Genomic DNA, 21,448 nt, shown 5'->3' on the forward strand with positions numbered 1-21,448 from the left:
AGACCCGTGTACAGTCCGAAGCGGATCAAGTCGTTCGCGCGATCAATCTGGCGCGCAATACCGGCACCGAGCCCGTGCTGGCGCAGAACGATCCGCTCGCGGGTCCGAGTGTATCGTTGCGCATGGCGGCGTTTCTATCGCTGCTCGAAGGCTACGTGCTCGTGCAGGACAGCAGTCAGTACGACATCTATGCGTCGCCCGCGGTGCGGATGTTGTCGTTGTCCGACCGCGACGCCTTCAGCACGGCCGCCCGCAAGTCGTCACCGTCGCCGGCCGTGCGCCGTATCACGATGCGCTCCGACGACGTCCTGCTCGCCACGCGCATGGTGCCGCTCAGCGAGAACGCGCGCTACCGTGTCTACGCGGCGCTCAGCACGTCGGACATCAGTTACACGCCGCGCGAGCTGGTGGGCACGATGCTCGTGATCGCGCCCTTCCTGCTCGCCATTTCGATGACGTTCGCGTACATCATCGCCGGACGTGCCTTTCGGCCACTCGACCGCATCATCGATCAGGTGGAGGCGATCACCGACGGGCGTTCGCTGCATCGCCGACTCGCGATCGGGGCCGCTGGCGATGAACTCGCCCGCTTGTCCTCCACGCTGAACGCCATGATCGAGCGACTGGAAACCTCATTCGGGGCGCTGCGGCGCTTCACCGCCGACGCCAGCCACGAGCTCAAGACGCCGCTGGCAGTGATGCGCGTGGACATCGAACGCTCGCTGTCGCCGACCTCGACCCCGTCGGAACAGGCGATCGCCATCGAAGAAGCGCTGCAGCAGGTCACCCGCATGGCCGATCTCGTCGACTCGCTGCTCACGCTCGCCCGCGCCGACGAGGGTCGCTTCGATCTCTATCGTGAACCCGTCGAGCTCGGGCCGCTGATGCGTGAAGTGGTGGAAACTGCCCGACTGCTCGGTGAGGACGCGGGGCTCACCATCGATGCGCCGCTGATGGAAAACGCCGAGGTGCTGGCCGATCTCACGCGATTGCGTCAGCTCTATCTCAATCTCGTGACCAACGCGATCAAGTACACGCCGCGCGGTGGGCGCGTGGAGCTTACGCTCACACGAGGCGACGCCGACGTCACGTTTGCGGTGAAGGACACCGGCATCGGGATCGCGGCCGCCGACTTGCCATTAATTTTCGAACGATTCTGGCGCGCCGATCGCGTCCGCTCGCGTGCGTCCGAGCGCGGCGGCTTCGGGCTCGGCCTCGCGATCTGTCAATGGATCGCACAGGCACACGGCGGCAGTCTGACCGTGCAGTCCCGTTTGGGCCGGGGCAGCACGTTCACGGTTGTACTGCCGTTGGCCGGGTCGCCGGGCTCAGGCATGACGGGTGAGTACGAGTCGTTCCTCAATGGACAAAACGATGCAGGCACCGCGAGCGGAATGCTAACTGCGGATTAATCCGATCCTAATGTTCCTTCCATTGCTCCATCATCTTCGACAGGTAGAATCGCTGTAGTCAGTTCCCGGGCCTCTTGTCCGGGCGCTGCGATCCGTCGCCCGCACCCCGGACAAGCGAGATGTTCAACAACCTGCTTGAATCGAAGGCTCAGCAGCAGAAGCGCTTGGGTGGGTCCGTCACCTCGATCATCGTCCACACGGCGATTGTTGTTGCCCTCGTGGTTGTCACGAAGAACTCGGGCATCGTCAACGACAAGCCGAAGGAAGAGAAGGTCGATTTTGTCGAGGTGAAGAAGGACGAGCCCAAGCCACCCGAGCCGGAAAAAGCCCCGCCACCTCCCGACGCCGTGATCGCGCCGCCGCCACCCAAGGGTTTTCAGGTGCTCACGGCTCCGATCGAGATCCCCAATGTCATCCCCGACATCGATTTGTCCAAAAAGGTCACGGACGAAGCCGACTTTTCGGGTAAGGGTGTCGCCGGTGGTATCGCGAAGGGTGTCGAAGGCGGAAAGGGCCCGATCCCCCAGGGTGACCAACCGTACTTCGACTTCCAGGTCGAAAAGCCCGTCGTCATGGCCCCGGGCGCTCAGGGGCCCGCGTACCCCGACATGCTCCGCACTGCGGGCATCGAAGGCACCGTGCTGGCGCAGTTCGTGGTGGACACCACCGGACGTGCCGAAATGAACACCTACAAGGTGTTGAAGTCCGACAACGACCTGTTCTCCAACGCCGTGAAGAATGCGCTGCAACGCATGCGCTTCCTCCCCGCCGAAGTGGGTGGACGCAAGGTAAAACAGCTTGTGCAGCAGCCGTTCCAGTTCTCGCTCAACCGCTAAGGTTCTTCCCCTCGTTCTGCGGAGATTTTCGCCATGAATATGTCGTTGATGGAGCTGTTCAACTCGATGGGTTGGTTTGCCAAGGGCATTGTCTTCACGCTCCTGGCCATGTCGGCCTTCTCGTTCACCGTGCTCATTCAGAAGTGGTGGAGCATGCGTAAGGCGCAGGCCGAAACGCGGAAGTTCGCCCCCGAGTTCTCGCAGTTCCTCGAAGAAGACAACTTGATCGAGGCGATCAAGTTGGCCGAAGGCTACAAGAAGTCGCATGTCGCGCGCGTGCTCGGTGGTGCCCTCGCCGAAATTCGCCCGCTCATTCAGGATGGTTCCGTGACGGTGTCCGACATCAACACGTCCGAGCGCGCTGTCGAGCGTGAAATGCTCATGACGATCGTCGATCTCAAGCGTGGTCTCGGCGTGCTCGCGACGGTCGGTGCCACCGCGCCGTTCGTTGGTCTGCTCGGCACCACGATGGGTATCGTCAACTCCTTCACGGGCATGGCCACGTCAGGCGCGGGCGGTATCTCGGCCATCGCCGCCGGTGTCGCCGAAGCCCTCATCACGACCGCCATCGGTATCGGCGTCGCCATTCCCGCCGTGTGGGCGTTCAACTTCTTCCAGACGAAGATTGACAACCTCACGGCCGAAATGACCTACACGTCGAAGGAAATGATCGACTACCTGATCAAGGGTGTCTCCGGGGAGTTCGGTCGGTCGCGCTTCACGCGTGAGTTCAACACCGCTGGTCAGCAGTCGATCTCGCAGTAATCACGATCGGTCCTCCGGTCGGCGCTCCGTACGGGGCGCCACGCCGGGAGGCTCAACGCCAGGAGTCGCGCGATGGGAATGACTGTCAGCGGGGGCGGCGTCAAGGCCGAACCCAACGTGACCCCCATGATCGACGTGATGCTTGTACTGCTCATCATCTTCATGATCACGATCCCGCAGATCAACGCGGGCTTTACCGCGGTCCCGCCGGAAGGGCAGAACCTCAAGCCCCACCCGGAAGAAGAAGGTGATCAGGTGCTCGGCATCGACGATCAGGGTCGGTACTATCTCAACAAGAATCGGATCCGCAACGAGGACCTCGAGGCCCTCGTCGGCGAGATCTATCTGAAGGAGCGCGAGGACTACATCATGTACGTCAAGGCCCACAAGGACCTCGAGTACGTGAAAGTCGTCGACGCCCTTGATCGCATCTCGCGGTCTGGTGTTCGCGTCGCCGCGCTCATCACGGATCAGACACCGAACACCGAATCGCTCGTCCAGAGCGACCGCATCATGCCGGGGAGTAAGTAGCCATGAGCATGTCCGCACCGAGCGGTGGCTCGAGTCTGAACAACGATATGAACGTCACGCCCATGATCGACGTTCTGCTCGTGCTGCTCATCATTTTCATGATGATCATTCCGATGAGCCGCAAGGCCATCGATACGCAGCTGCCTGACCCGACGCCACAGCCGCCGTCGACGCAGGTCAACCCCGACCAGATCGTGCTCGAAGTCCTCCCGGACGACAAGTACGCGGTCAACAAGGAGCCGATCGAGAAGGCTATGCTCCTCGAGAAGTTGAAGGCGATTTACGACCCCCGGCCCGAAAAGATCATCTTCGTGAAGGGTGACACCACGGTGAAGTACTCCGCAGTGATCTGGGCTATGGACCAGGCCCGCGGCGCCGGGGTAAAGGTCATCGGCGTTCCGCCGAAGTGATGTGTAGCGCGGGCCCGTCCCCGGGAACGCGCCCACCCACGAGATCCACGTCGTGACCACGGCGGGCGAACCCAACAGGGATCGTCCGCCGTAGTACGTTGTATAGGTCTCATCTCTCGATTCTCAATGACGCCAACGACTCCGCCGCTTCCAGATACCGCCGACCTTACGCCGCCGGAACGCCCGCGGTACCGACCGCCTATCGGCGTGCCGGTGGGCAATCAGCGCCGGGTCCGAAGTCTGCTGATCAGCATCGGGATCCACCTGCTGATCCTCATCTTGCTCATCGTTCCGTTCACCTCCCCGGAGTTGCTCCGCGAAGTGCTGGGCGCGGGCGGCCTTGGCCCGGCCGGTGGCGGCGGCGGCGGGAAGCGCGGCACCGGTGGCATCGCCAAGGACGAGCGACTCCAGTTCGTGCGCATAGCGCCCGCCCCGACGCCACTGCCGCCCTTGGTGAAGCCCCCAACGATCCAGCCGATCGTACCGCCCCCGCCAATTCCGCCCGTGGTGAAGCCGCCACAGCAGCCAACCGCGCCGTCGCAGCCGTCCACGACCGATGCCGCCGACGCGAAGTCGGTCGTGACTGGCACGGGAGGCGGCTCAGGAACCGATGGAAGCGCCGGGTCAGGTTCCGGTAGCGGTGGTGGGGTCGGATCCGGTGTGGGCACCGGCAAGGGCACCAGCGTGGGGCCGGGCACCGGTGGTGGTCCTGGCACCGTGTATCCGCCGGCGCCAACCGAGCTGTTTCTTCCCCCGTTGCCTGTCCCGAACAAAGCCAAGGGTACGGTCATCGTCGTTTTTGAAGTCGACTCGACCGGTAAAGTGCTTGACCTGCAGTTCACGCCCACCAAGGACGGGGCGTACAATCGAAAGCTGCGTGAGGCGCTCGTCGCCATCCGCTTTCGTCCGGCCGTCAATGCGCAGGGCGTCCCTGTCCGCGGTAAAGCCGAAATCACCTACTCGCTGTAGACTCGCAGTACGCGTGACCCGACTGTAGCTTGCGCGCACGATCTACCCGCGCGCCGGTCGCCGTTCCCCCCATACGGCGCGCTCCTCCCCCGATCCGAGGGCCTATGGGGCTGTTTGATCGAAAGCCGATCGCCGCCGCAGACGAAAGCGGCAGCGGTATGCACCGCACCCTCGGCGCTGGTGACCTCGTCATGCTGGCCATCGGTGCCGTGATCGGCGCCGGCATTTTCTCGTCGCTCGGAACGGCAGCGGCCGGCGAAACGCTGGCCGACGGTACCGTGATCCGATACGGCGCCGGGCCCGCGCTCGTGCTCTCGTTTGTGCTGCTCGGTGCCGTCTGCGGCCTCGCTGCGCTCTGCTACGCGGAGCTCGCGGCCATGATTCCACAGGCCGGTAGTGCGTACGCCTACTCGTACGCCACGCTTGGTGAAATCGTCGCGTGGATCGTGGGCTGGGCGCTCATCCTCGAATACGCGGTCGGCAATGTCGCCGTCGCGATCGGGTGGTCCGGCTACTTCACGTCGCTCCTCTCTGGGTTCGGCGTCACCTTGCCCGGATGGCTCACCCACGGATACTGGAACGTCAAGGCGAGCGCTGACCCTGCCATCCGCGCGCTCATGGATTCGGCGCCGCACATCGCCGGCATCCCGGTGCTTGTGAATCTGCCCGCGTTCGGCATCGTCGTGGCGATCACCCTGTTGTTGCTCAAAGGCGTGAAGGAAAGCGCCCGCGCCAACAACATCATGGTGGTCATCAAGCTGCTCGTGCTCGCGCTGTTTGTGATCGTGGGCGGCATGCACATCGACCCGGCCAACTACAAGCCGTTCGCGCCGAACGGATTTCGCGGTATTCATCAAGGTGCCGCGATCGTATTCTTCGCATACATCGGCTTCGACGCGATCTCTACGGCTGCCGAGGAAACCAAGAACCCGCAGCGCAATCTGCCCATCGGCATTCTCGGTGGTTTGGCCGTGTGCACACTGATCTACGTGATCGTCGGCTTCGTGGCCACGGGACTCGTACCGTACGAGCAGCTGCGCGGTAGCGACCCTTTGGCCAAGGCGCTCTCCCTGGCGGGCCTCTCCACGGCCAGTTGGATCGTCGCCGCCGGTGCCGTTGTCTCGATGTCGGCCGTCTTGCTTGTCTTCCAGTACGGTCAGCCGCGCATCTTCTACGCGATGGCGCGCGATGGCCTGCTGCCCAAGTTTGCCGCCAAGCTGCATCCGAAAACGCGTACGCCGCACGTGACGACCATCATCACCGGTGTCGCCGTGGCGCTCGGCTCTCTGCTCGCCGACGATGCGGCCACGTACGATCTCACCAACATCGGCACACTGGCCGCCTTCTCCGTGGTCTGTATCGGCGTGCTCGTGCTGCGTATTCGCGAGCCTGATCGCCACCGCCCGTTTCGGGTGCCCTTTGTTTGGTTCGTGACGCTCGGCGGGGCCGGCGCCTGCGTCTTCGTCATGCGCGGGTTGCCCTCGAGCGCATGGAAGGCGTTCGGCATCTGGATGGTCATCGGCCTCTCGCTCTACTTCGCCTACGGGTACAAGAACTCGGTGCTCCGTCGCGGGAACGCTCCGATCGCTCCCGAATAAGTCATCAGCCATACTACGACTCCTCAAACCAGCATCATGGCTCATCAGTCTTCCAGCGCGTCGCCGCCAGTACCGAGCAAGGGATTCCTCGGGATCGGATTCTCGGGCTGGATCGTCATCTCGATGATCATCGGCATCCTGATCGGTTGGCTCGCGCCCGATTTTGCGCCGAACCTCAAGCCCTTCGCGAACATCTTCCTCCGCATGATCAAGTCGTTGATCGTGCCGTTGCTGTTCAGTACGCTCGTCGTCGGGATCGCCGGACACGGCGATGACATGAAGAAGGTCGGCAAGCTGGCGCTTCGCTCGATCATCTACTTCGAAGTGGTCACCACGGCGGCGCTCGCGATCGGACTGATCGCGGTCAACTATGTGAAACCGGGCGTCGGATTGTCTATCGCACCGGCCGCGGGCAGCACGGAGGAATTCAAGGCGCTCGCGATGAAGACACCGACGTTCGCCTCCGTGCTCGAGCACACGGTGCCGCAGAGCTTCTTCGAAGCGGCTGCGCAAAACGAGGTGTTGCAGATCGTGTTCTTCGCGATCATCTTCGCCGTCGCCCTCGCGCGTGTCGAAGGGCCGTCCAAGAAGATCATGCTTGACGGACTGCAGTCGCTCAGCGAGGTGATGTTCAAGTTCGTCGGCATTGTGATGGCCTACGCGCCGATCGGGATCGGTGCCGCCATCGGTGTCACGGTCGGCAAGAGCGGACTCGGGGTACTGCTCAGTCTCGGTAAGCTCGTCGCCACATTGTATGTCTCGCTCATCGTGTTCGTCCTGCTCGTGCTGGTGCCCGTCGCCCTGATCGCGCGTATCCCCATCATGCGCTTCTGGCGTACGGTGAAGGAACCATGGCTCATCGCCTTCTCCACCGCGTCCAGTGAAGCCGCCTTCCCGCAGGCAATGCAGGCGATGGAGAAGTTCGGCGTGCCGCGTCGAATCGTGTCGTTCGTGCTGCCCACCGGGTACTCGTTCAACCTCGACGGCAGCACGCTTTACCTCGCCATCGCATCAGTCTTCGTGGCGCAGGCGGCCGGTATCGACATGCCGCTCGGCACCCAGTTGCTCATGATGCTGACGCTGATGCTCACCTCGAAGGGCGTTGCGGCCGTTCCGCGAGCGTCGCTGGTGATTCTGTCGGGAGCGCTGGCGCAGTTCAATCTGCCGCTCGAAGGCATCGCGCTCATCCTCGGCGTCGACGCCATCATGGATATGGCCCGTACGTCGGTCAATCTGCTCGGCAACTGTCTCGCCACCGCTGTCATGGCGCGTTGGGAAGGCGAACTCAATATCCCAGCCGAGGAAGCCGTACCGTCCTAGCATTCTCTAAACGGCTGCTGGGCGTCAGACCTCGACGCCCAGCAGCCGGCGAGCACGACGCACGGCACCGCGCGCCGCATCCACTTCCTCCGCGCGCACGGTCGCACCCGGTACAGCGCTCTTCAAACGCTGCTCGAGACGCTTTCGCACCAGCGAACCCTTCGACAGCAAGCCGCCGGCGAACGCCACGGGAATTGCTGCGCGCTCGTCCATGAAGCAACGACGCGCCAGCGTGCGAATGTGCAGCGACAGCTCTTCCACGCAGAAGCTGATGAGCGCGTTCGCGCGCAAGTCTCCCGTCGAGGCCACCTTCGCGACTACCGGCGCCAGGGTCGCGTAAAGCCCAGGCGTCGCGTTTGCGGCCCACGGAATCAGATCGTCGAGCGACTCCAGCTCGAGCGCGGTGAGAATCGCGCCGGCGAGCGCCGTGTCGGGCTCGCGACCATCATGTGCCGCCGTGATGACGCTGAGCGCACGACGCCCGAGCCATGCACCGCTGCCCTCGTCGCCGATGTTCGGGCCCCACCCACCACAACGCTCCAGTCGGCCGTCGGGTGCACGCGAGTAGGCCACCGATCCGGTTCCTGAAATCAGCAGCACGCCAGCGGAGTCGCCGAACGCGTCATCCATGGCGATGGTGGCATCGGCCTGTACCGATACGTCGTCCGCGACACGGCGCGTCGCGAGCGCCGACCACAGGGCTTGCGCGGCGCGCTCCTGTCCGGCGCCGGCAACACCAACGACGCACACTGCCGGACGCGTGTCGCTGCGATCGGCCGAAGCCAGCACGTCCGCGATCAACGACTTGATGATATCCGCAGCGACGCCTTCCTGGCCCGGCATGAGCGCCGTCGCGGCGCCCTCCACACGTGCCAGCGTGTTACCGGCAGCGTCGGCGAGTACCACGCGGGTGCGGCTACCGCCGCCATCTACACCGACAACGAGTGGTGTCGGGTCGAGAGGTCCGGCACTCATGAACGATTCCCCAGAGTAGAGCGCAGCGCCGTGGGCGGCGCATGCGTGAACGACGACAGAATACCTGTCACCAAAGTAAGCGTGGTACCGATCAACACGAACCACGGCCACGCGATCACCGTAAACGGAGCGAGCGTCGGCGCGAGCGACGGAAACCAACCGCTGAGCGCTCTGGCGAAGACAATGAAGGACATCGTACCGATGCCGACCGCCATCCCCAGTATGGCGTCGCGCTGTATGGCTCGCGGCACCAGCATTGCCAGGAAGAACGCGCCAAGCAGGCCACCGTACGTGAATGAGGCAACCGAGAGCGCGATCGTGACCACAGGCGTCCCTTCGTTCTGGTAGAGCAGGGCACCACCGATCAGAATTGCGGACCACACGAGCGTGAACAGTTTGCTGACGCGAAGCAGCCCCGGGTCGTCAGCGCGCCGCTTACTGAACGGGAGATAGAGATCGTGAAGCGTGGCTGCCGCCAGCGAGTTGACCGAACCGCTCACTGTGCTCATGGCGGCCGCGAGGATCGCGGCAATCACCAGTCCGGTGAGCCCCGCCGGCATTGCTTCCACGATGAACCGGGGGAAGATCGCATCGGGGCGGGGGAACGCCGTGCCGTTGTAGAACGCGTACAAGCCCACGCCAATCAGCAGGAACATCGCGAACTGCGCCATCACCACAAAGCCACTACCGATCAGCGAAAGCCGCGCCTCGCGCAGATTGCCGGACGCGAGCAGTCGCTGCACGATCAGCTGGTCGGCGCCATGCGAGGCCATGCTCAGGAACGCGCCGCCGATCAGGCCGGCCCACAGCGTGTGCGGGCGGTCGATTCCCGTGTACAAGTCGAGCACTTGAAGTTGCCCGCGAGCGCTCGCGCCGTCCAGAATGGCGCTCCAGCCGCCCGTCACGCCCGCACCGATGATCCACATCGCGGCCAACCCACCCACGAGATACACGCCCGTTTGCAGGACGTCGGTCCAGACGACCGCACGCATGCCGCCATGATACGTGTACAGCACGGTGAACGCGCCGAGAATCAGGATCGACAGGGGAGCCACGTACTCGGGCGGGACAATCGGACCGATGATCAGTCCGACCGGGATCGCCGTCGCGAAGACACGCACGGAATCGCCGAACGCGCGCGTGACCATGAACACGATCGACGCAAAGCGTCTCGTCGCCAGCCCGAACCGCTTCTCGAGCAACGCATAGGCCGTGACCAGCTCTCCGTCGTAGTAGCGCGGAAGCAGGGTATATGCGATCACGATTCGGCCCACGATGTAGCCGGCGGCGATCTGCAGGAACGACAGATTGCCGACGTACGCCAGCCCGGGAATCGAGATGAACGTGAGCGCGCTGGTCTCAGTCGCCACCACCGAAAAAAGAATGGCCCACCACGGAATGGCCTTGCTGGCCACGAAGTAGTCGCGCGCGTCCTTCTGACCACGTCCCAGCCACACGCCGAGCAGCGTCGTGCCCACGAGATAGAGGAGCAGAACGCCCCAGTCGAGCGCCGTGAAGCTGTTGGTCACGAGGTCACACCGACATCACGCGATGACATACGCCTCCATCGCGAAGTACTCGGCGAGTCCAAGTTGGTCGAGCTGGGCCGAGGTGGCTTTGTTACGCTGCTCGACACGCTGCCAGAATTCACGCGCATCCTGACCGGGGAACGGCGCGGAATCCTTCTGAGACTGATGCTTGAAGATCGCCTGGATCTTGATCGTCAATTCTTCCTGTGACAGCGGCACGAGCACGGTGGCGTCCGTTATCGGCCATTCCTGCCACGCGCCGCGGTACAGCCACACCTGAGGGCGGGCAGGGGCGTCCGCGCCGCCGTACACCTCGAGCACGGCGCTGTCGATCGCCTCCTTGCACATGCGGTGCGTGCCGTGCGGATCCGACAGGTCGCCCGCCACGAAGATGATCTCCGGTTGCAACTCCCGCAGAAGGTCGGCCACGATGGCCACGTCGGCCGGACCGATGGGATCCTTGCGCACCTTGCCCGTTTGATAGAAGGGCAGGTTGAGGAAGCGCGCGTGGTCTCGTGTGAGCCCCATGACCTCGATGCCGCTCACCGCTTCCGACTCGCGGATGATGCGCTTGATGTCCTGGACTTCGGCAATGTCCACCTGACCCGGACGCTTTGCTTCAAGAAACGCGTGCACCGTGTCAGCCAGTGTGCGGACGGCCGTCCCCTCGCCGATCCGCTCCTGATCGAGTCGCACCAAAAAATCCATGTAGCGACGCACATCGTGATCGAACACCGCGATGTTGCCGCTGGTCATGTACGCCACGGTCACGTCGTTCTCATTCTCCACGAACTTGCGGAGCATTCCCCCCATCGAAATCACATCATCGTCCGGGTGCGGTGAGAACAACAGTGTCTTCATGCCCCGAGGCAGCTTGCTCTTGCCGCGAATCTTGGCGCCGAGCACGTTGAACACGAGCCCGTTCACGGCGCCCGGTGAGCCATGACGCGCCACCAGCGACAACAGCGAGTTCTCGGCGTAGTCGTGCTGCGTCAGCTTGAGGATCGCCTTCTGGCACCGGCCCGCCAGCCACGTCACAGCACGGACCGCGAGCGCGTCATCCCAACGCACTTCGTCGATCAGCCACGGCGTCGCCACTCGCGTCAATTCGGCGGCGGCGGCGTCGTCGACGTAGAACGTCGTGTTTGGGTGACGCTGCAGGAACGTCGCAGCGACGGCGCGGTCGATGTCGCCTTCCACTGAACGCCGTACGACACCCGACTTGTGTTCGCCGGTCGCGAGAATCGCGATCTCACGCGCCGCGAGAATCGTCGCGATGCCCATGGTGATCGCTTCGCGCGGCACGTTGTCTTCGCCGAAGAAATCCGCCGCGGCATCGCGTCGCGTCACAGAGTCGAGATGCACCATACGCGTGCGACTGTGCTCGCCGGAGCCCGGCTCGTTGAAGCCGATGTGGCCCGTCTTGCCGATACCGAGCAACTGAAAATCCACGCCGCCGGCGGCCGCGATCGCGGCCTCATACCGCGCGCAGGCGTCGTCGATCGACGTGCGATCCAGCGCGCCGTCCGGGATGTGCACGTTCGCCGCATCGATGTCGACGTGAGCGAACAGATTCTCCCACATGAACCGGTGGTACGAGTGGATGCTGTCCCGTGCCATCGGATAGTACTCGTCCAAATTGAACGAAATGACGTGCCGGAAGCTGAGCCCCTCGTCACGGTGCAGGCGGATCAGCTCGCGATACACGCCGATCGGCGTCGAGCCGGTAGCCAGTCCCAACACGATAGAACGACCCGACGCGGCGCGCTCGCGCATCAGCGTCGCGATCCGCCCAGCCACCAGCCGCGCCATCGCCTCGTGCTCGTCGATGATGCTCGCCGGAATACGCTCGCGCACCGAGCCGTTGATGTCGGGGTGCACGAAAATGGTGCCACTGACGCGCGCAGGCCCGCCGCTCGACTCGAGCGTGCGGGCCTGCAAACCATCAGCGGCCACCGGAAAACCGGAGGCCATGGTCATTGGAATAAGTGTCGAGTTGTCGGCTCAGGCCGAGAAAGAACTGCCGCAACCGCAACCGCCGGTTTTCTGCGGATTGCCGAAGGTAAAGCCCGATCCCTGCATCGACGTAACGTAGTCGATCGTGGTGCCGCTGAGATACGGCGCCGAAAACGGATCGATGAACAGCTTGATCCCCTCGAGTTCGAAGATCGTGTCGTCTTCTGCGGGCTTGTCCTCGATCACCAAGCCGTACTTGAAGCCGCTGCATCCGCCCGGCGTCACAGACACGCGGAGGCCACCCTGCTCGGGCGTGGCGCCCTCGGCTTCCATGAACTTGCGGACTTCCGTCGCGGCCGTGGACGTGAGAACCACCATGACTTCCGGCTGTTGCATCGTGCTCATTGCTCTCCTCCGAAGCGGCCGGCTGAGATCCCGGCCTGATGGAGCGCGCCGCCCGCACCTGATCGCACCCGCGATCGGCAACCGGAACAGCGTCGCGTCTAGCTGTACGGATAATAGCGAGTGAATCGCTCCCTTTCAAGAACGCCACACCCGAAACTCGAATCATCGGACAGTCGCACCGCGCAGCGCACCCACCACGGCGTCCACCAAAACCGTCCGGACGCCGCCGATCTTTCGGTTCTCGCGCGTCGGATTCACCCTGTTGGTCAACAGCAGCACGAACACACCTTGGGCGGGATCCATCCACAGCGACGTACCGGTAAACCCGGTATGCCCGAACGAGACGGAGGAGAGTCGGCTGCCCGCCGAATTGCCCCCCGTCGGCGTCTCCCAGCCGAGCGCCCGGCGCGAGATCGTCGAGTCCTGCATCCGCGTGAACACCGCGACCGCCGACGAGTCGAATACCCGCACGCCATCCAACGTTCCGTGATTAAGGTACAGGCGGGCAAAACGCGCCAGGTCCTGGCCTGTGGAAAACAGCCCCGCGTGTCCGGAGACGCCACCAAGGCGAACGGCATTCTCGTCGTGGACCTCTCCCCGCACCTTCCTCTGGCGCCACGGGTCCTGCTCGGTGGGCGCGATGCGCGGGAGCAAGGCCGCCGGCGGGAGATAGCGCGTTTCGCGCATACCGAGCGGCGAAAAGATATGCGCCGAGTCGTACGACGCGAGGCGTTCGCCGCTCACGCCTTCGACCAGCTTTCCCAACAGAATGAAGCCAAGGTCGCTGTACACATATCGCACGCCGGGCAGCGTATCCGGGGATGTCGCGAACAGCTGCTGCTCCGCTTCTTCGGGCGTGGAGGCTTCTTTGTACAGCGCGCGCCACGCCGGCATGCCCGATGAGTGTGACAGCAGATGGCGCACCGTGATCCGGTCGGCCCCCGGCGCCTTCCATGCCGGCAGGTAGCGCACAACGGGCGAATCGAGGGCCACCCGCCCTGATCCCACCAGTTGTATCATGGCGCTCGTGGTGCCGATCACCTTGGTGAGCGAGGCAAGATCCCAGATCGTGGTCGCCGACGGACGGGAGCCGTCTGCCGCGTCCAGTCGCCCTACGCCGTACTCGACGATGACGCCGTCGGCGGTGCCAACCGCCGCGTACGCCCCGGGGAAGGCGCTGTCGGCGATGGCGCGGGAGAGGACCGCACGGACACTGTCCCCGAGACGGAGCGCCTGCTGGCGCGCAATGCCGGGCACGGGCGGTAGGTCGCGCGAACCCGGTTGGTGCTTGGCGCACCCGATCAGCACGCCCGAGGTAGCAACCAGCGCGAACATCCACACGGCGCGCCGCTTGAGAAAGACGTGCTGCGGTGCGTTCGTGAAGGCAGCACCGCAACCGGACGGGCCGGAGAGCAAGGCTGATCGGTAGGGATCCGGTCTGGTCATGTGTTCGCGGTAGGGCGGGATGCTGCGCGACCTGAGCGCAGCGGGATCTTCTGGAGGTTACGCGTGAAGGCCATCAAGACGCTGGTGCTGCTCTCAGTGGTGTGTGTCGGGACGCTCATCGCGGGATGTTCACGTGGCGGTCGCCCCGACAATGCACCGCTGCCCGACGACGATGCTGATGGAATGCCGATGGGGAACCGGATCCGCAAGGTCCGTCCCGGCATTACGGTGCTGCTGGACGATAGCATCAAGCTCATCGCCGGCAAGCGTGTCGCACTCGTCACCAACCAGACGGGTGTAGACGAGAAAGGGCGGCGCTCCATCGACTTGCTTGCCACCGACCCTCGCGCGCTGAGGGCCGGCGTGAAGCTGGTGCGCCTCTTTGCCCCTGAACACGGCGCCACCGGTACCGCCGATCGTCCGAATCTCAGCGACGAGAAAGACGCCAGGACGGGCCTCACGATTCACGCGCTTTATCAGAGCCGTACGATTGCGCCGCCCGACAGCCTGCTGACCGACGTCGATGTGCTCGTCGTCGACCTTCAGGATATCGGCACCCGCACGTGGACTTACGTCGGCGTCATGCTGTACTCCATGCAGGCCGGCGCCAAACGCGGAATCCCCGTGCTGGTGCTCGATCGGCCCAATCCGATCAGCGGTGCCAGGGCCGAAGGGGCGCTGCTTGATTCCGCCCTCGCCAACGCCGACATGCCAGCACCGGGCAGTCGCACGAATGGCTTCGCCCTCTATCCGATGCCCTTGCGACACGGCCTCACCATGGGGGAAATGGCTCGGTTGTTTCAGGCCCAGTTGAAACTCGGGACTCGGCTTACCGTCGTGCCCATGCGGAACTGGCGCCGCGGCATGTGGTTCGACGAAACCTCGCTGCCGTGGGTTCGGCCGTCGCCGAACATGCCGAATATCACGAGCGCGCTGCTTTACCCAGCGCTCGTGCCGTTCGAGTCGAGCAATGTGTCGGTTGGACGTGGCACGGACGAACCGTTCCAGCGATTCGGGGCCGCTTGGCTCCGCGCCGATTCCGTCACCCGGATCCTCGAAGATCTCTCGCTCACCGGCGTCAAGTTCAAGTCCGAGCGATTCACGCCCAATAAGCCCGGCGACGGCAAGTTCGCCGGTCAGTCGATTCCCGGCGTTCGCATCGAGGTCACCGATCGCGAGCGCGTTCAGCCCGCCCGGGTCGGCGCTGCCATCCTGTGGGCGCTCTCCCGAGTGCACAAGGACTCCCTCAAGGTCACAGCGGCCGGCTTCGACCAGCGAATGGGATCGACCCGCGCTCGGGAGGCATTGCTCGGCGGAGCGGACCCGGATGCGGTGATGGATCGCCAGTTGCCGGCCGTAATTGCGTTCGAAAAGGACGCCAGACGCTTTTATCTCTACCGTTGATGCAGGAGGAGTTCTAGCTTTCCTCGGCTAGATCTTTTTCCGGACCTTCAGCGCGATCGAGATGCCATCTGTGTGGAGCGCAGTCGTGCGCGGATATATGCGGGTCATCGCCCCTGTGGCCGACTGGCTCGTTGCGCGACGCGTGCGCCCCAATACCATTACCACTGTTGGCGCGATCTGTACGTGCACGGCGGGTGTGATCTTCGCGTCTGGCCACATCAGCGCCGGTGGATGGTTCCTTGGCATCACAGCACTTTTTGACGTGCTGGACGGGAGCGTCGCCCGCCGCACGGGGCAGAGTACGCTGTTCGGCGCCTTCTACGACTCCACGCTCGATCGCGTGGCCGACGGCTTCCTCTTGGGAGGCCTGTTGGTCTTTTACGCGACCCACCCGGTGCACGCCAGCCAGCCCATGGTCATGGTCACGCTCGCGGCACTGATCGCCACCTTCCTCACGTCGTATACGCGCGCTAGGGCCGAAGGACTCGGCCTCGATGCGAAGGTGGGTATGCTGCAGCGCCCCGAGCGCATAGTGCTGCTCTGTGTTCCGCAGGCTTTTTTCGGCTTGGCGCTCAACGGCTGGATTCTCGCGGGCATCGTCAGTCTGCTGGCGGTCACCGCGTGGATCACCGTGTTTCAGCGCATCAACTTCGTGTATCGCACGACCACTTCCCCTGGAGAATAAACGCAGTGTCCGACTCGACTCGCGGTAAGGCCGCGTTACCAGCCCCGGCGACGGGGAAACTCGCCATTTTTACGCCGGGTCTCGGCGCCGTAGCCACCACGTTCATCGCCGGCGTCGAGCGCGTGCGGCGCGGACTCTCGGTGCCGATCGGTTCGCTTACACAGATGGCGACGATTCGTCTCGGCAAGCGGACCGACGGGCGTAGCCCGCTGATCAAGGATTTTGTCTCGCTCGCGAAGCTCGACGACATCGTGTTCGGTGCTTGGGATCCGATTCCTGACAACGCGTACGAATCGGCCGTCAACGCCGGCGTGCTCGAAAAGTCGGATATCGAACCGATCGCCGACTTCCTCAAGAATATCAAGCCGATGCCGGCCGTGTTCGAAAGCCGCTACGTCACGCGCATTACGCGCGCGACCAACGTGAAGACGGGCAAGAACAAGCGCGACCTGGCCGAGCAGATCCGCGCCGACATCCGCCACGTCATGCAGAGCAGTGGCGCGACGCGGGGCGTGATGGTGTGGACCGGATCGACCGAGACGTACATCAAGGCCGGCCCGCAGCACCAGACTATCGAAGCGTTCGAAAAAGCGATGGAAGAGAACGACGATGCGATCGCGCCCAGCATGCTGTACGCCTATGCCGCCATCATGGAAGGCATCCCGTACTGCAACGGTGCCCCGAATCTCTCCGCCGACTTCCCGGCGCTGCTCGGCCTCGCCATCGAGAAGGGCGTGCCGGTCTCCGGTAAGGACTTCAAGACCGGCCAGACGTGGATGAAGACCATCATTGCACCGGGCCTCAAGGCGCGCATGCTTGGTCTCGAAGGCTGGTATTCCACGAACATCCTCGGCAATCGTGACGGCGAAGTGCTCGATGATCCCGCGTCGTTCAAAACGAAGGAAGAGTCGAAGCTGTCCGTGTTGGACACGATCCTGCAGCCGGACGTGTACCCGGAGCTGTACAAGGGTTTCTCGCACGTCGTGCGCATCAACTACTATCCCCCGCGCGGCGACAACAAGGAAGGCTGGGACAACATCGACATCAAGGGGTGGCTCGGCTACCCGATGCAGATCAAGATCAACTTCCTCTGCCGCGATTCCATCCTCGCCGCGCCGATGGTGCTCGACCTCGCGCTCTTCTCGGACTTCGCGATGCGCGCCGGCATGAAGGGCATTCAGGAATGGTTAAGCTTCTATTACAAGTCGCCGCAGACCGCTCCGGGACTCCAGGCTGAGCACGATCTATTCATCCAGCAGACGAAGTTGAAGAACACGCTCCGTCACCTCATGGGTGAAGATCAGATCACTCACCTCGGGCTGGAATACTATCAATGATCGCAGAGCACACGCGTCGTATCCGTCGCGTGGTGGCACTCGCCGCAGCCGGCCTCGTCATGGCCGGCTGTGGAGGCGGGGGCAGCCCACCACCCTCGAATGAACTCCGGTTCAAGACGGATGATTTTGTCATTCGGGTGTCGCCCGAGACCAAGCCGACGCGTGCGCTCGAACCGATCTACTGGCGTGTCATGGTCCATGATGTGAAAAGCGGCCTCCCCATTCAGGCCGGCGAAGGACGCATCTTCGGCACCAACCGCGATCGGAAGACTGTCTCCAATGGCTTCGCCGCGACCGAGGAGCTGGGGACCTATCGCAGCAACCTGATGTTCGTCACCGCCGGTATGTGGGCGATGGCCATTCAGTTTCGCCGCGATTCCACCAAAGTCCTGCAAAAAACGCCGGACTGGACGCAAGACATCATGGCCGCCGATGAGCCAGGAGATTTCTCCCCTCCCGCATCGTCGCGCCCGCCCGAGCCACCACCGCGCGTCAAAGACAGCGCGCGCAAGGAACCCTGAGTATGCGGCACTTTCATCGGACCTCCCTCACACCGGACTCGGTATTGGCGTCGGCCGATCACTTCTTCGCGACCCTCGGGCTCTCCCGTGGAGCCGGCGATGCCCGTTCGCGCAGCTTCAGCGGCGCGCTCGGTACCCTTACGGTGTCGGTCAAAATGGAAGGGGGGCACTACACGGTGGTCGAGGCGCACACCGATCAGGTGGGTGAGAGTCGGCTGGACAAGAACGTGAAGCGCTTCTTCAACGTGGTGCATCGCTCCGCAGACCCCCGGCACATGATCGAGGCCGGATATTGATGGCCAAGTCGCGCACCCGCGCTGAGACGCCGGCCGATGGAGCGCGTCCCAGCGACGCGCTCTCGCGTGAGCGAAAACTCGAGCTGTACTACTGGATGAAGCTCACGCGGCAACTCGAAGAGCGCTTGGTGAATCTGTATCGGCAAACCAAGGTGGTCGGCGGGCTCTTTCGGTCGCTGGGGCAGGAAGCCGACGCGGTCGGAAGCTGCTTCGCGCTCGAGCAGCGCGACATCATGTCGCCCCTTATTCGCAACCTGGGCGCGATGCTCGTGAAAGGGGCGACGCCCGTCGAGGTCCTCAAGCAGTACATGGCCAAGGCCGACTCCCCCACGCGCGGCCGCGAGCTCAATATCCACTTCGGCGACATCGGCGAAGCCGGTGTCACGCGCGGCTTCCTCGGACAGATTTCGCCGCTCGGCGACATGGTCCCGGTCATGACCGGCGTGACGATGTCCTTCAAGATGCGTGGTGAAGATCGGGTTGGGCTGGTGTACGTCGGCGATGGCGCCACGAGCACCGGTGCCTTCCACGAAGGCATCAACTTCGCCGCTGTACGGAAGTGCCCGCTCGTGGTCATCGTCGAGAACAATGGCTACGCCTACTCCACGCCGACGCACAAGCAGTCGGCCGCGAAGTTCTTCGTCGATAAAGCCATCGGCTACGGAGTGCTTGGCCTGCAGGCCGACGGCAACGATGTGCTGGCAACCTACGACGTGACCAAGACGGCCGTCGACCACGCCCGGGCGGGTAACGGCGTGGCGCTCATCGAGCTGATCACGTATCGGCGCAAGGGACACGCGGAGCACGACAATCAATCGTACGTGCCAGCCGGCGAGATCGAGAAGTGGGCCGCGGAAAACGATCCGATCGATCGCTACGTGCAGCAGCTGCGTTCGGACCTCGGCGCTACCGACAGCGAGATCGCGGCTATTGATGCGCGCATTCTGCGTGAGATCGATGAAGCCACGGATCTTGCCGAACTCTCGGGTACTCCTGACGCACGTGAGGCTCTCATGGGGGTGTACGCCGACCCGCCCACCGAGCAGCCGCTCTGGTTCCGTCGCGATGCAGGAACGGAGGCGTACGGCCAGGAGCGCCCAGAGAGCTGGGGCACCTGGAATGCCGACGGGGCGAAGCGCTGATGGCCGAGATTACGTTTCTCGAAGCGATCCGTGAAGCGCTGTTCGAGGAGATGGAGCGCGACGGCAATGTCTTCTGTATGGGCCAGGACATCGGCGCGTTCGGTGGCGCGTTCAAAGTCACCGAAGGACTGCTCGCCAGGTTCGGTGAACAGCGCGTCATCGATTCGCCGATCAGTGAAATCGCGCTCGTCGGTGCGGCCGCCGGTGCGGCGCATATGGGGTTGCGGCCGGTCGTCGAAATGCAGTTTATCGACTTCATCGCCAACGCCTACGACATGCTCACGAACTACGTCGCGACCGCGCGCTATCGTGCGTTCCTGCCGTGTCCGATGGTGGTTCGCGGACCCAGCGGTGGCTACGTGCGAGGTGGTCCGTTTCACTCGCAGAACCCGGAAGCCGGCTTTTTGCACACGCCGGGGCTGAAGATCGTGTATCCGTCCACGGCGACGGATGCCAAAGGATTGATGAAGGCCGCCATTCGTGATGACGATTGTGTGCTTTTTTTCGAGCACAAGTATCTGTATCGTCGCGTGAAAGACGTGATGCCCGATGGCGATCACGTCGTGCCGATCGGCAAGGCGCGCGTGGCGCGCGAGGGCAGCGACGTGTCGATCGTGACCTATGCTTCGACCGTATGGAAGGCGCTCGAGGCGGCCGATCTGCTCGCCGCCGAGGGTATCTTCGTCGAAGTCCTCGATCTGCGCTCACTCGCGCCGATGGATGACGAGGCGATCTTCCGTACCGTGAAGAAAACGAATCGGTTGCTGATCGTGCATGAGGATACGCGCACCGGTGGCATGGCGGGCGAGATCACCGCGCGCGTGAACGAAACCTGCTTCGAGTGGCTCGACGCTCCCGTGTTGCGCGTCACGGCTGCGGATATCCCGCTGCCGTACGCTCCAGCCCTCGAAGATTACGTGTTGCCGCAGACTGCCGATATCGTTCGAGCGGTCCGGCGCCTGACGGCGTATTGATGACGACGAACTCGGCTGGCGAAGCACAGACGCCCCTCCCCGAAGACCGCGTCGGTCGGAATATCGGAGTGGGATGTTTTACGGTTTTTATCGGAGCCGTGAGCGGCGCGATGGTGGGCGTCGGCATCGGCAAGTTGCTGGGCTTCTTCGCGCGTTGCACGCCCACGGCGGGGTTACCGGCGTGCGAGTGGTGGGTGTACGCTGGTTACGGTGGTGCCTTCGGCGCGATCACGCTGCCGATTCTCACCTTGTGGCGTTTGCGTCGCGCGGACCGCGTGGCCGACGCTGTTTCTTCAGATCGAGGATGATCGAGTGGCTCGTGTAGATGTCATCATGCCGCAGATGGGTGAATCCATCGCCGAAGGAACCGTATCACGGTGGCTGAAGAAGGTCGGCGACAACGTGAAGCGCGACGAACCACTCTTCGAGATCTCCACGGACAAGGTCGATGCGGAGATTCCGTCTCCGTCGGCCGGTATCCTGGTCGAGATCCTGGTCGGTGAAGGGCTGACCGTTGCCATTCAAACGGTCGTGGCGCGGCTCGAAACCGACGCCGCTGCGGCCGCGTCGTCGCCGCCCTCGGTACCGGCTCCGCCGGCGGCGGCGCCGCCTGCGCCGGTAGCCGCGTCGGTTATCGCGCCGTCAGCACCGGTTGCGTCCACGGCTGCTTCCACGGCCGCGTCCGCGGCGCCCGCCGGTTCGTTTGAAGAGCGCATACGCACCAAGTCGTCGCCGCTCGTACGCAAAATGGCGGCCGAACATGGCGTGGAGATCGCGGGCATGAGTGGCAGCGGCATCGCGGGTCGTGTCACGCGCAAGGACCTCGACGCGTTCCTCGCCACGAAGCCGGCGGCGGTGGTGGCGGCGGTTCCCGGGGCGTCGATGCATGCGCCCGCCGGTGTCGACCACCGCGGTCCGCTGCCCACGCCGTGGGAAG

The 21,448-nt window shown here is 63.7% G+C and carries 22 protein-coding genes; 17 read left to right on the top strand and 5 right to left on the bottom strand.

All coding sequences use genetic code 11. The annotated features are described in order from the left end of the window. The 8 genes from ACESNG_RS23000 to ACESNG_RS23035 form a co-directional block, all read left to right on the top strand. Positions 1-1,412: sensor histidine kinase (locus ACESNG_RS23000; protein ID WP_373071041.1), on the top strand; the 1,412-nt coding region annotated here is incomplete at its 5' end. 119 nt (positions 1,413-1,531) lie between these two features. Further along, positions 1,532-2,248 (top strand): energy transducer TonB, encoded by a 717-nt coding sequence (locus ACESNG_RS23005; protein WP_373060021.1) that lies wholly within the window; start codon positions 1,532-1,534, stop codon positions 2,246-2,248. Between the two features lie 33 nt (positions 2,249-2,281). Continuing rightward, complete coding sequence (locus tag ACESNG_RS23010) at positions 2,282-3,013, top strand: MotA/TolQ/ExbB proton channel family protein (protein WP_373060019.1); 732 nt, start codon at positions 2,282-2,284, stop codon at positions 3,011-3,013. 72 nt (positions 3,014-3,085) lie between these two features. Beyond that, the gene (locus tag ACESNG_RS23015) at positions 3,086-3,544 is read left to right on the top strand and encodes an ExbD/TolR family protein (protein WP_373060017.1); all 459 of its coding nucleotides are present in this window, start codon (positions 3,086-3,088) and stop codon (positions 3,542-3,544) included. 2 nt (positions 3,545-3,546) lie between these two features. Beyond that, positions 3,547-3,954, top strand: coding sequence for an ExbD/TolR family protein (locus tag ACESNG_RS23020; RefSeq protein ID WP_373060015.1), 408 nt, complete (start codon positions 3,547-3,549; stop codon positions 3,952-3,954). A gap of 126 nt (positions 3,955-4,080) precedes the next feature. Continuing rightward, complete coding sequence (locus ACESNG_RS23025; protein ID WP_373060013.1) at positions 4,081-4,923, top strand: hypothetical protein; 843 nt, start codon at positions 4,081-4,083, stop codon at positions 4,921-4,923. 104 nt (positions 4,924-5,027) lie between these two features. Further along, on the top strand, positions 5,028-6,521 hold the full coding sequence (locus tag ACESNG_RS23030; protein WP_373060011.1) for an amino acid permease: 1,494 nt from the start codon (positions 5,028-5,030) through the stop codon (positions 6,519-6,521). A 36-nt stretch (positions 6,522-6,557) separates the two neighbouring features. Further along, a complete protein-coding gene (locus ACESNG_RS23035; protein ID WP_373060009.1) occupies positions 6,558-7,841 on the top strand; it encodes a dicarboxylate/amino acid:cation symporter in 1,284 nt (427 codons plus the stop codon). A gap of 24 nt (positions 7,842-7,865) precedes the next feature. On the opposite strand, the gene ACESNG_RS23040 is transcribed toward ACESNG_RS23035, so the two are convergent. The 5 genes from ACESNG_RS23040 to ACESNG_RS23060 all read right to left on the bottom strand — a co-directional run bounded on the left by ACESNG_RS23040 (position 7,866) and on the right by ACESNG_RS23060 (position 14,152). Beyond that, positions 7,866-8,816, bottom strand: coding sequence for a BadF/BadG/BcrA/BcrD ATPase family protein (locus ACESNG_RS23040; RefSeq protein ID WP_373060007.1), 951 nt, complete (start codon positions 8,814-8,816; stop codon positions 7,866-7,868). Further along, on the bottom strand, positions 8,813-10,345 hold the full coding sequence (locus tag ACESNG_RS23045) for a sodium:solute symporter (RefSeq protein ID WP_373060005.1): 1,533 nt from the start codon (positions 10,343-10,345) through the stop codon (positions 8,813-8,815). The genes ACESNG_RS23040 and ACESNG_RS23045 overlap by 4 nt, the downstream gene beginning before the upstream one ends. A 15-nt stretch (positions 10,346-10,360) precedes the next feature. Continuing rightward, positions 10,361-12,319: a glucosamine-6-phosphate deaminase gene (nagB, locus tag ACESNG_RS23050; RefSeq protein ID WP_373060003.1), complete on the bottom strand. Its 1,959-nt coding sequence runs from the start codon at positions 12,317-12,319 to the stop codon at positions 10,361-10,363. A 30-nt stretch (positions 12,320-12,349) separates the two neighbouring features. Beyond that, positions 12,350-12,706: a HesB/IscA family protein gene (locus ACESNG_RS23055; protein ID WP_373060001.1), complete on the bottom strand. Its 357-nt coding sequence runs from the start codon at positions 12,704-12,706 to the stop codon at positions 12,350-12,352. Positions 12,707-12,868: 162 nt separating this feature from the next. Continuing rightward, a complete protein-coding gene (locus ACESNG_RS23060) occupies positions 12,869-14,152 on the bottom strand; it encodes a serine hydrolase domain-containing protein (RefSeq protein WP_373059999.1) in 1,284 nt (427 codons plus the stop codon). 63 nt (positions 14,153-14,215) lie between these two features. On the opposite strand from ACESNG_RS23060, the gene ACESNG_RS23065 reads away from it, so the two are divergent. From ACESNG_RS23065 to ACESNG_RS23105, 9 genes are all read left to right on the top strand, one after another. Continuing rightward, entirely contained in the window at positions 14,216-15,556 is a 1,341-nt protein-coding gene (locus ACESNG_RS23065) for an exo-beta-N-acetylmuramidase NamZ domain-containing protein (RefSeq protein WP_373059997.1), read from the top strand. An 85-nt stretch (positions 15,557-15,641) separates the two neighbouring features. After that, positions 15,642-16,241 carry a CDP-alcohol phosphatidyltransferase family protein gene (locus ACESNG_RS23070; protein ID WP_373059995.1) on the top strand — a complete coding sequence of 200 codons (600 nt, stop codon included), beginning with the start codon at positions 15,642-15,644 and terminating at the stop codon, positions 16,239-16,241. Positions 16,242-16,246: 5 nt separating this feature from the next. Next, complete coding sequence (locus ACESNG_RS23075) at positions 16,247-17,578, top strand: inositol-3-phosphate synthase (protein WP_373059993.1); 1,332 nt, start codon at positions 16,247-16,249, stop codon at positions 17,576-17,578. 32 nt (positions 17,579-17,610) lie between these two features. Beyond that, positions 17,611-18,099, top strand: a complete 489-nt coding sequence (locus ACESNG_RS23080; RefSeq protein WP_373071043.1) for a hypothetical protein — start codon at positions 17,611-17,613, stop codon at positions 18,097-18,099. Between the two features lie 2 nt (positions 18,100-18,101). Continuing rightward, positions 18,102-18,395, top strand: coding sequence for a hypothetical protein (locus ACESNG_RS23085; RefSeq protein ID WP_373059989.1), 294 nt, complete (start codon positions 18,102-18,104; stop codon positions 18,393-18,395). Continuing rightward, positions 18,395-19,537: a thiamine pyrophosphate-dependent dehydrogenase E1 component subunit alpha gene (locus ACESNG_RS23090; RefSeq protein ID WP_373071045.1), complete on the top strand. Its 1,143-nt coding sequence runs from the start codon at positions 18,395-18,397 to the stop codon at positions 19,535-19,537. Before ACESNG_RS23085 ends, ACESNG_RS23090 begins: the two co-directional genes overlap by 1 nt. Continuing rightward, on the top strand, positions 19,537-20,511 hold the full coding sequence (locus ACESNG_RS23095; RefSeq protein ID WP_373071047.1) for an alpha-ketoacid dehydrogenase subunit beta: 975 nt from the start codon (positions 19,537-19,539) through the stop codon (positions 20,509-20,511). The genes ACESNG_RS23090 and ACESNG_RS23095 overlap by 1 nt, the downstream gene beginning before the upstream one ends. After that, positions 20,511-20,819 (top strand): hypothetical protein, encoded by a 309-nt coding sequence (locus ACESNG_RS23100; RefSeq protein ID WP_373071049.1) that lies wholly within the window; start codon positions 20,511-20,513, stop codon positions 20,817-20,819. Before ACESNG_RS23095 ends, ACESNG_RS23100 begins: the two co-directional genes overlap by 1 nt. 4 nt (positions 20,820-20,823) lie before the next feature. After that, on the top strand, positions 20,824-21,448 hold a 625-nt coding region (locus tag ACESNG_RS23105), incomplete at its 3' end, for a biotin/lipoyl-containing protein (RefSeq protein WP_373071051.1).

The sequence above is a fragment of the Gemmatimonas sp. genome, from assembly GCF_041689975.1.
Taxonomy (GTDB): Bacteria; Gemmatimonadota; Gemmatimonadetes; order Gemmatimonadales; family Gemmatimonadaceae; genus Gemmatimonas.

Coding starts and splice junctions, on each gene's coding strand:
- ACESNG_RS23005 (WP_373060021.1), top strand. CDS start 1,532: ATGTTCAACAACCTGCTTGAATCGAAGGCTCAGCAGCAGAAGCGCTTG.
- ACESNG_RS23010 (WP_373060019.1), top strand. CDS start 2,282: ATGAATATGTCGTTGATGGAGCTGTTCAACTCGATGGGTTGGTTTGCC.
- ACESNG_RS23015 (WP_373060017.1), top strand. CDS start 3,086: ATGGGAATGACTGTCAGCGGGGGCGGCGTCAAGGCCGAACCCAACGTG.
- ACESNG_RS23020 (WP_373060015.1), top strand. CDS start 3,547: ATGAGCATGTCCGCACCGAGCGGTGGCTCGAGTCTGAACAACGATATG.
- ACESNG_RS23025 (WP_373060013.1), top strand. CDS start 4,081: ATGACGCCAACGACTCCGCCGCTTCCAGATACCGCCGACCTTACGCCG.
- ACESNG_RS23030 (WP_373060011.1), top strand. CDS start 5,028: ATGGGGCTGTTTGATCGAAAGCCGATCGCCGCCGCAGACGAAAGCGGC.
- ACESNG_RS23035 (WP_373060009.1), top strand. CDS start 6,558: ATGGCTCATCAGTCTTCCAGCGCGTCGCCGCCAGTACCGAGCAAGGGA.
- ACESNG_RS23040 (WP_373060007.1), bottom strand. CDS start 8,816: ATGAGTGCCGGACCTCTCGACCCGACACCACTCGTTGTCGGTGTAGAT.
- nagB (WP_373060003.1), bottom strand. CDS start 12,319: ATGGCCTCCGGTTTTCCGGTGGCCGCTGATGGTTTGCAGGCCCGCACG.
- ACESNG_RS23055 (WP_373060001.1), bottom strand. CDS start 12,706: ATGAGCACGATGCAACAGCCGGAAGTCATGGTGGTTCTCACGTCCACG.
- ACESNG_RS23060 (WP_373059999.1), bottom strand. CDS start 14,152: ATGACCAGACCGGATCCCTACCGATCAGCCTTGCTCTCCGGCCCGTCC.
- ACESNG_RS23085 (WP_373059989.1), top strand. CDS start 18,102: ATGCGGCACTTTCATCGGACCTCCCTCACACCGGACTCGGTATTGGCG.
- ACESNG_RS23090 (WP_373071045.1), top strand. CDS start 18,395: ATGGCCAAGTCGCGCACCCGCGCTGAGACGCCGGCCGATGGAGCGCGT.
- ACESNG_RS23095 (WP_373071047.1), top strand. CDS start 19,537: ATGGCCGAGATTACGTTTCTCGAAGCGATCCGTGAAGCGCTGTTCGAG.
- ACESNG_RS23100 (WP_373071049.1), top strand. CDS start 20,511: ATGACGACGAACTCGGCTGGCGAAGCACAGACGCCCCTCCCCGAAGAC.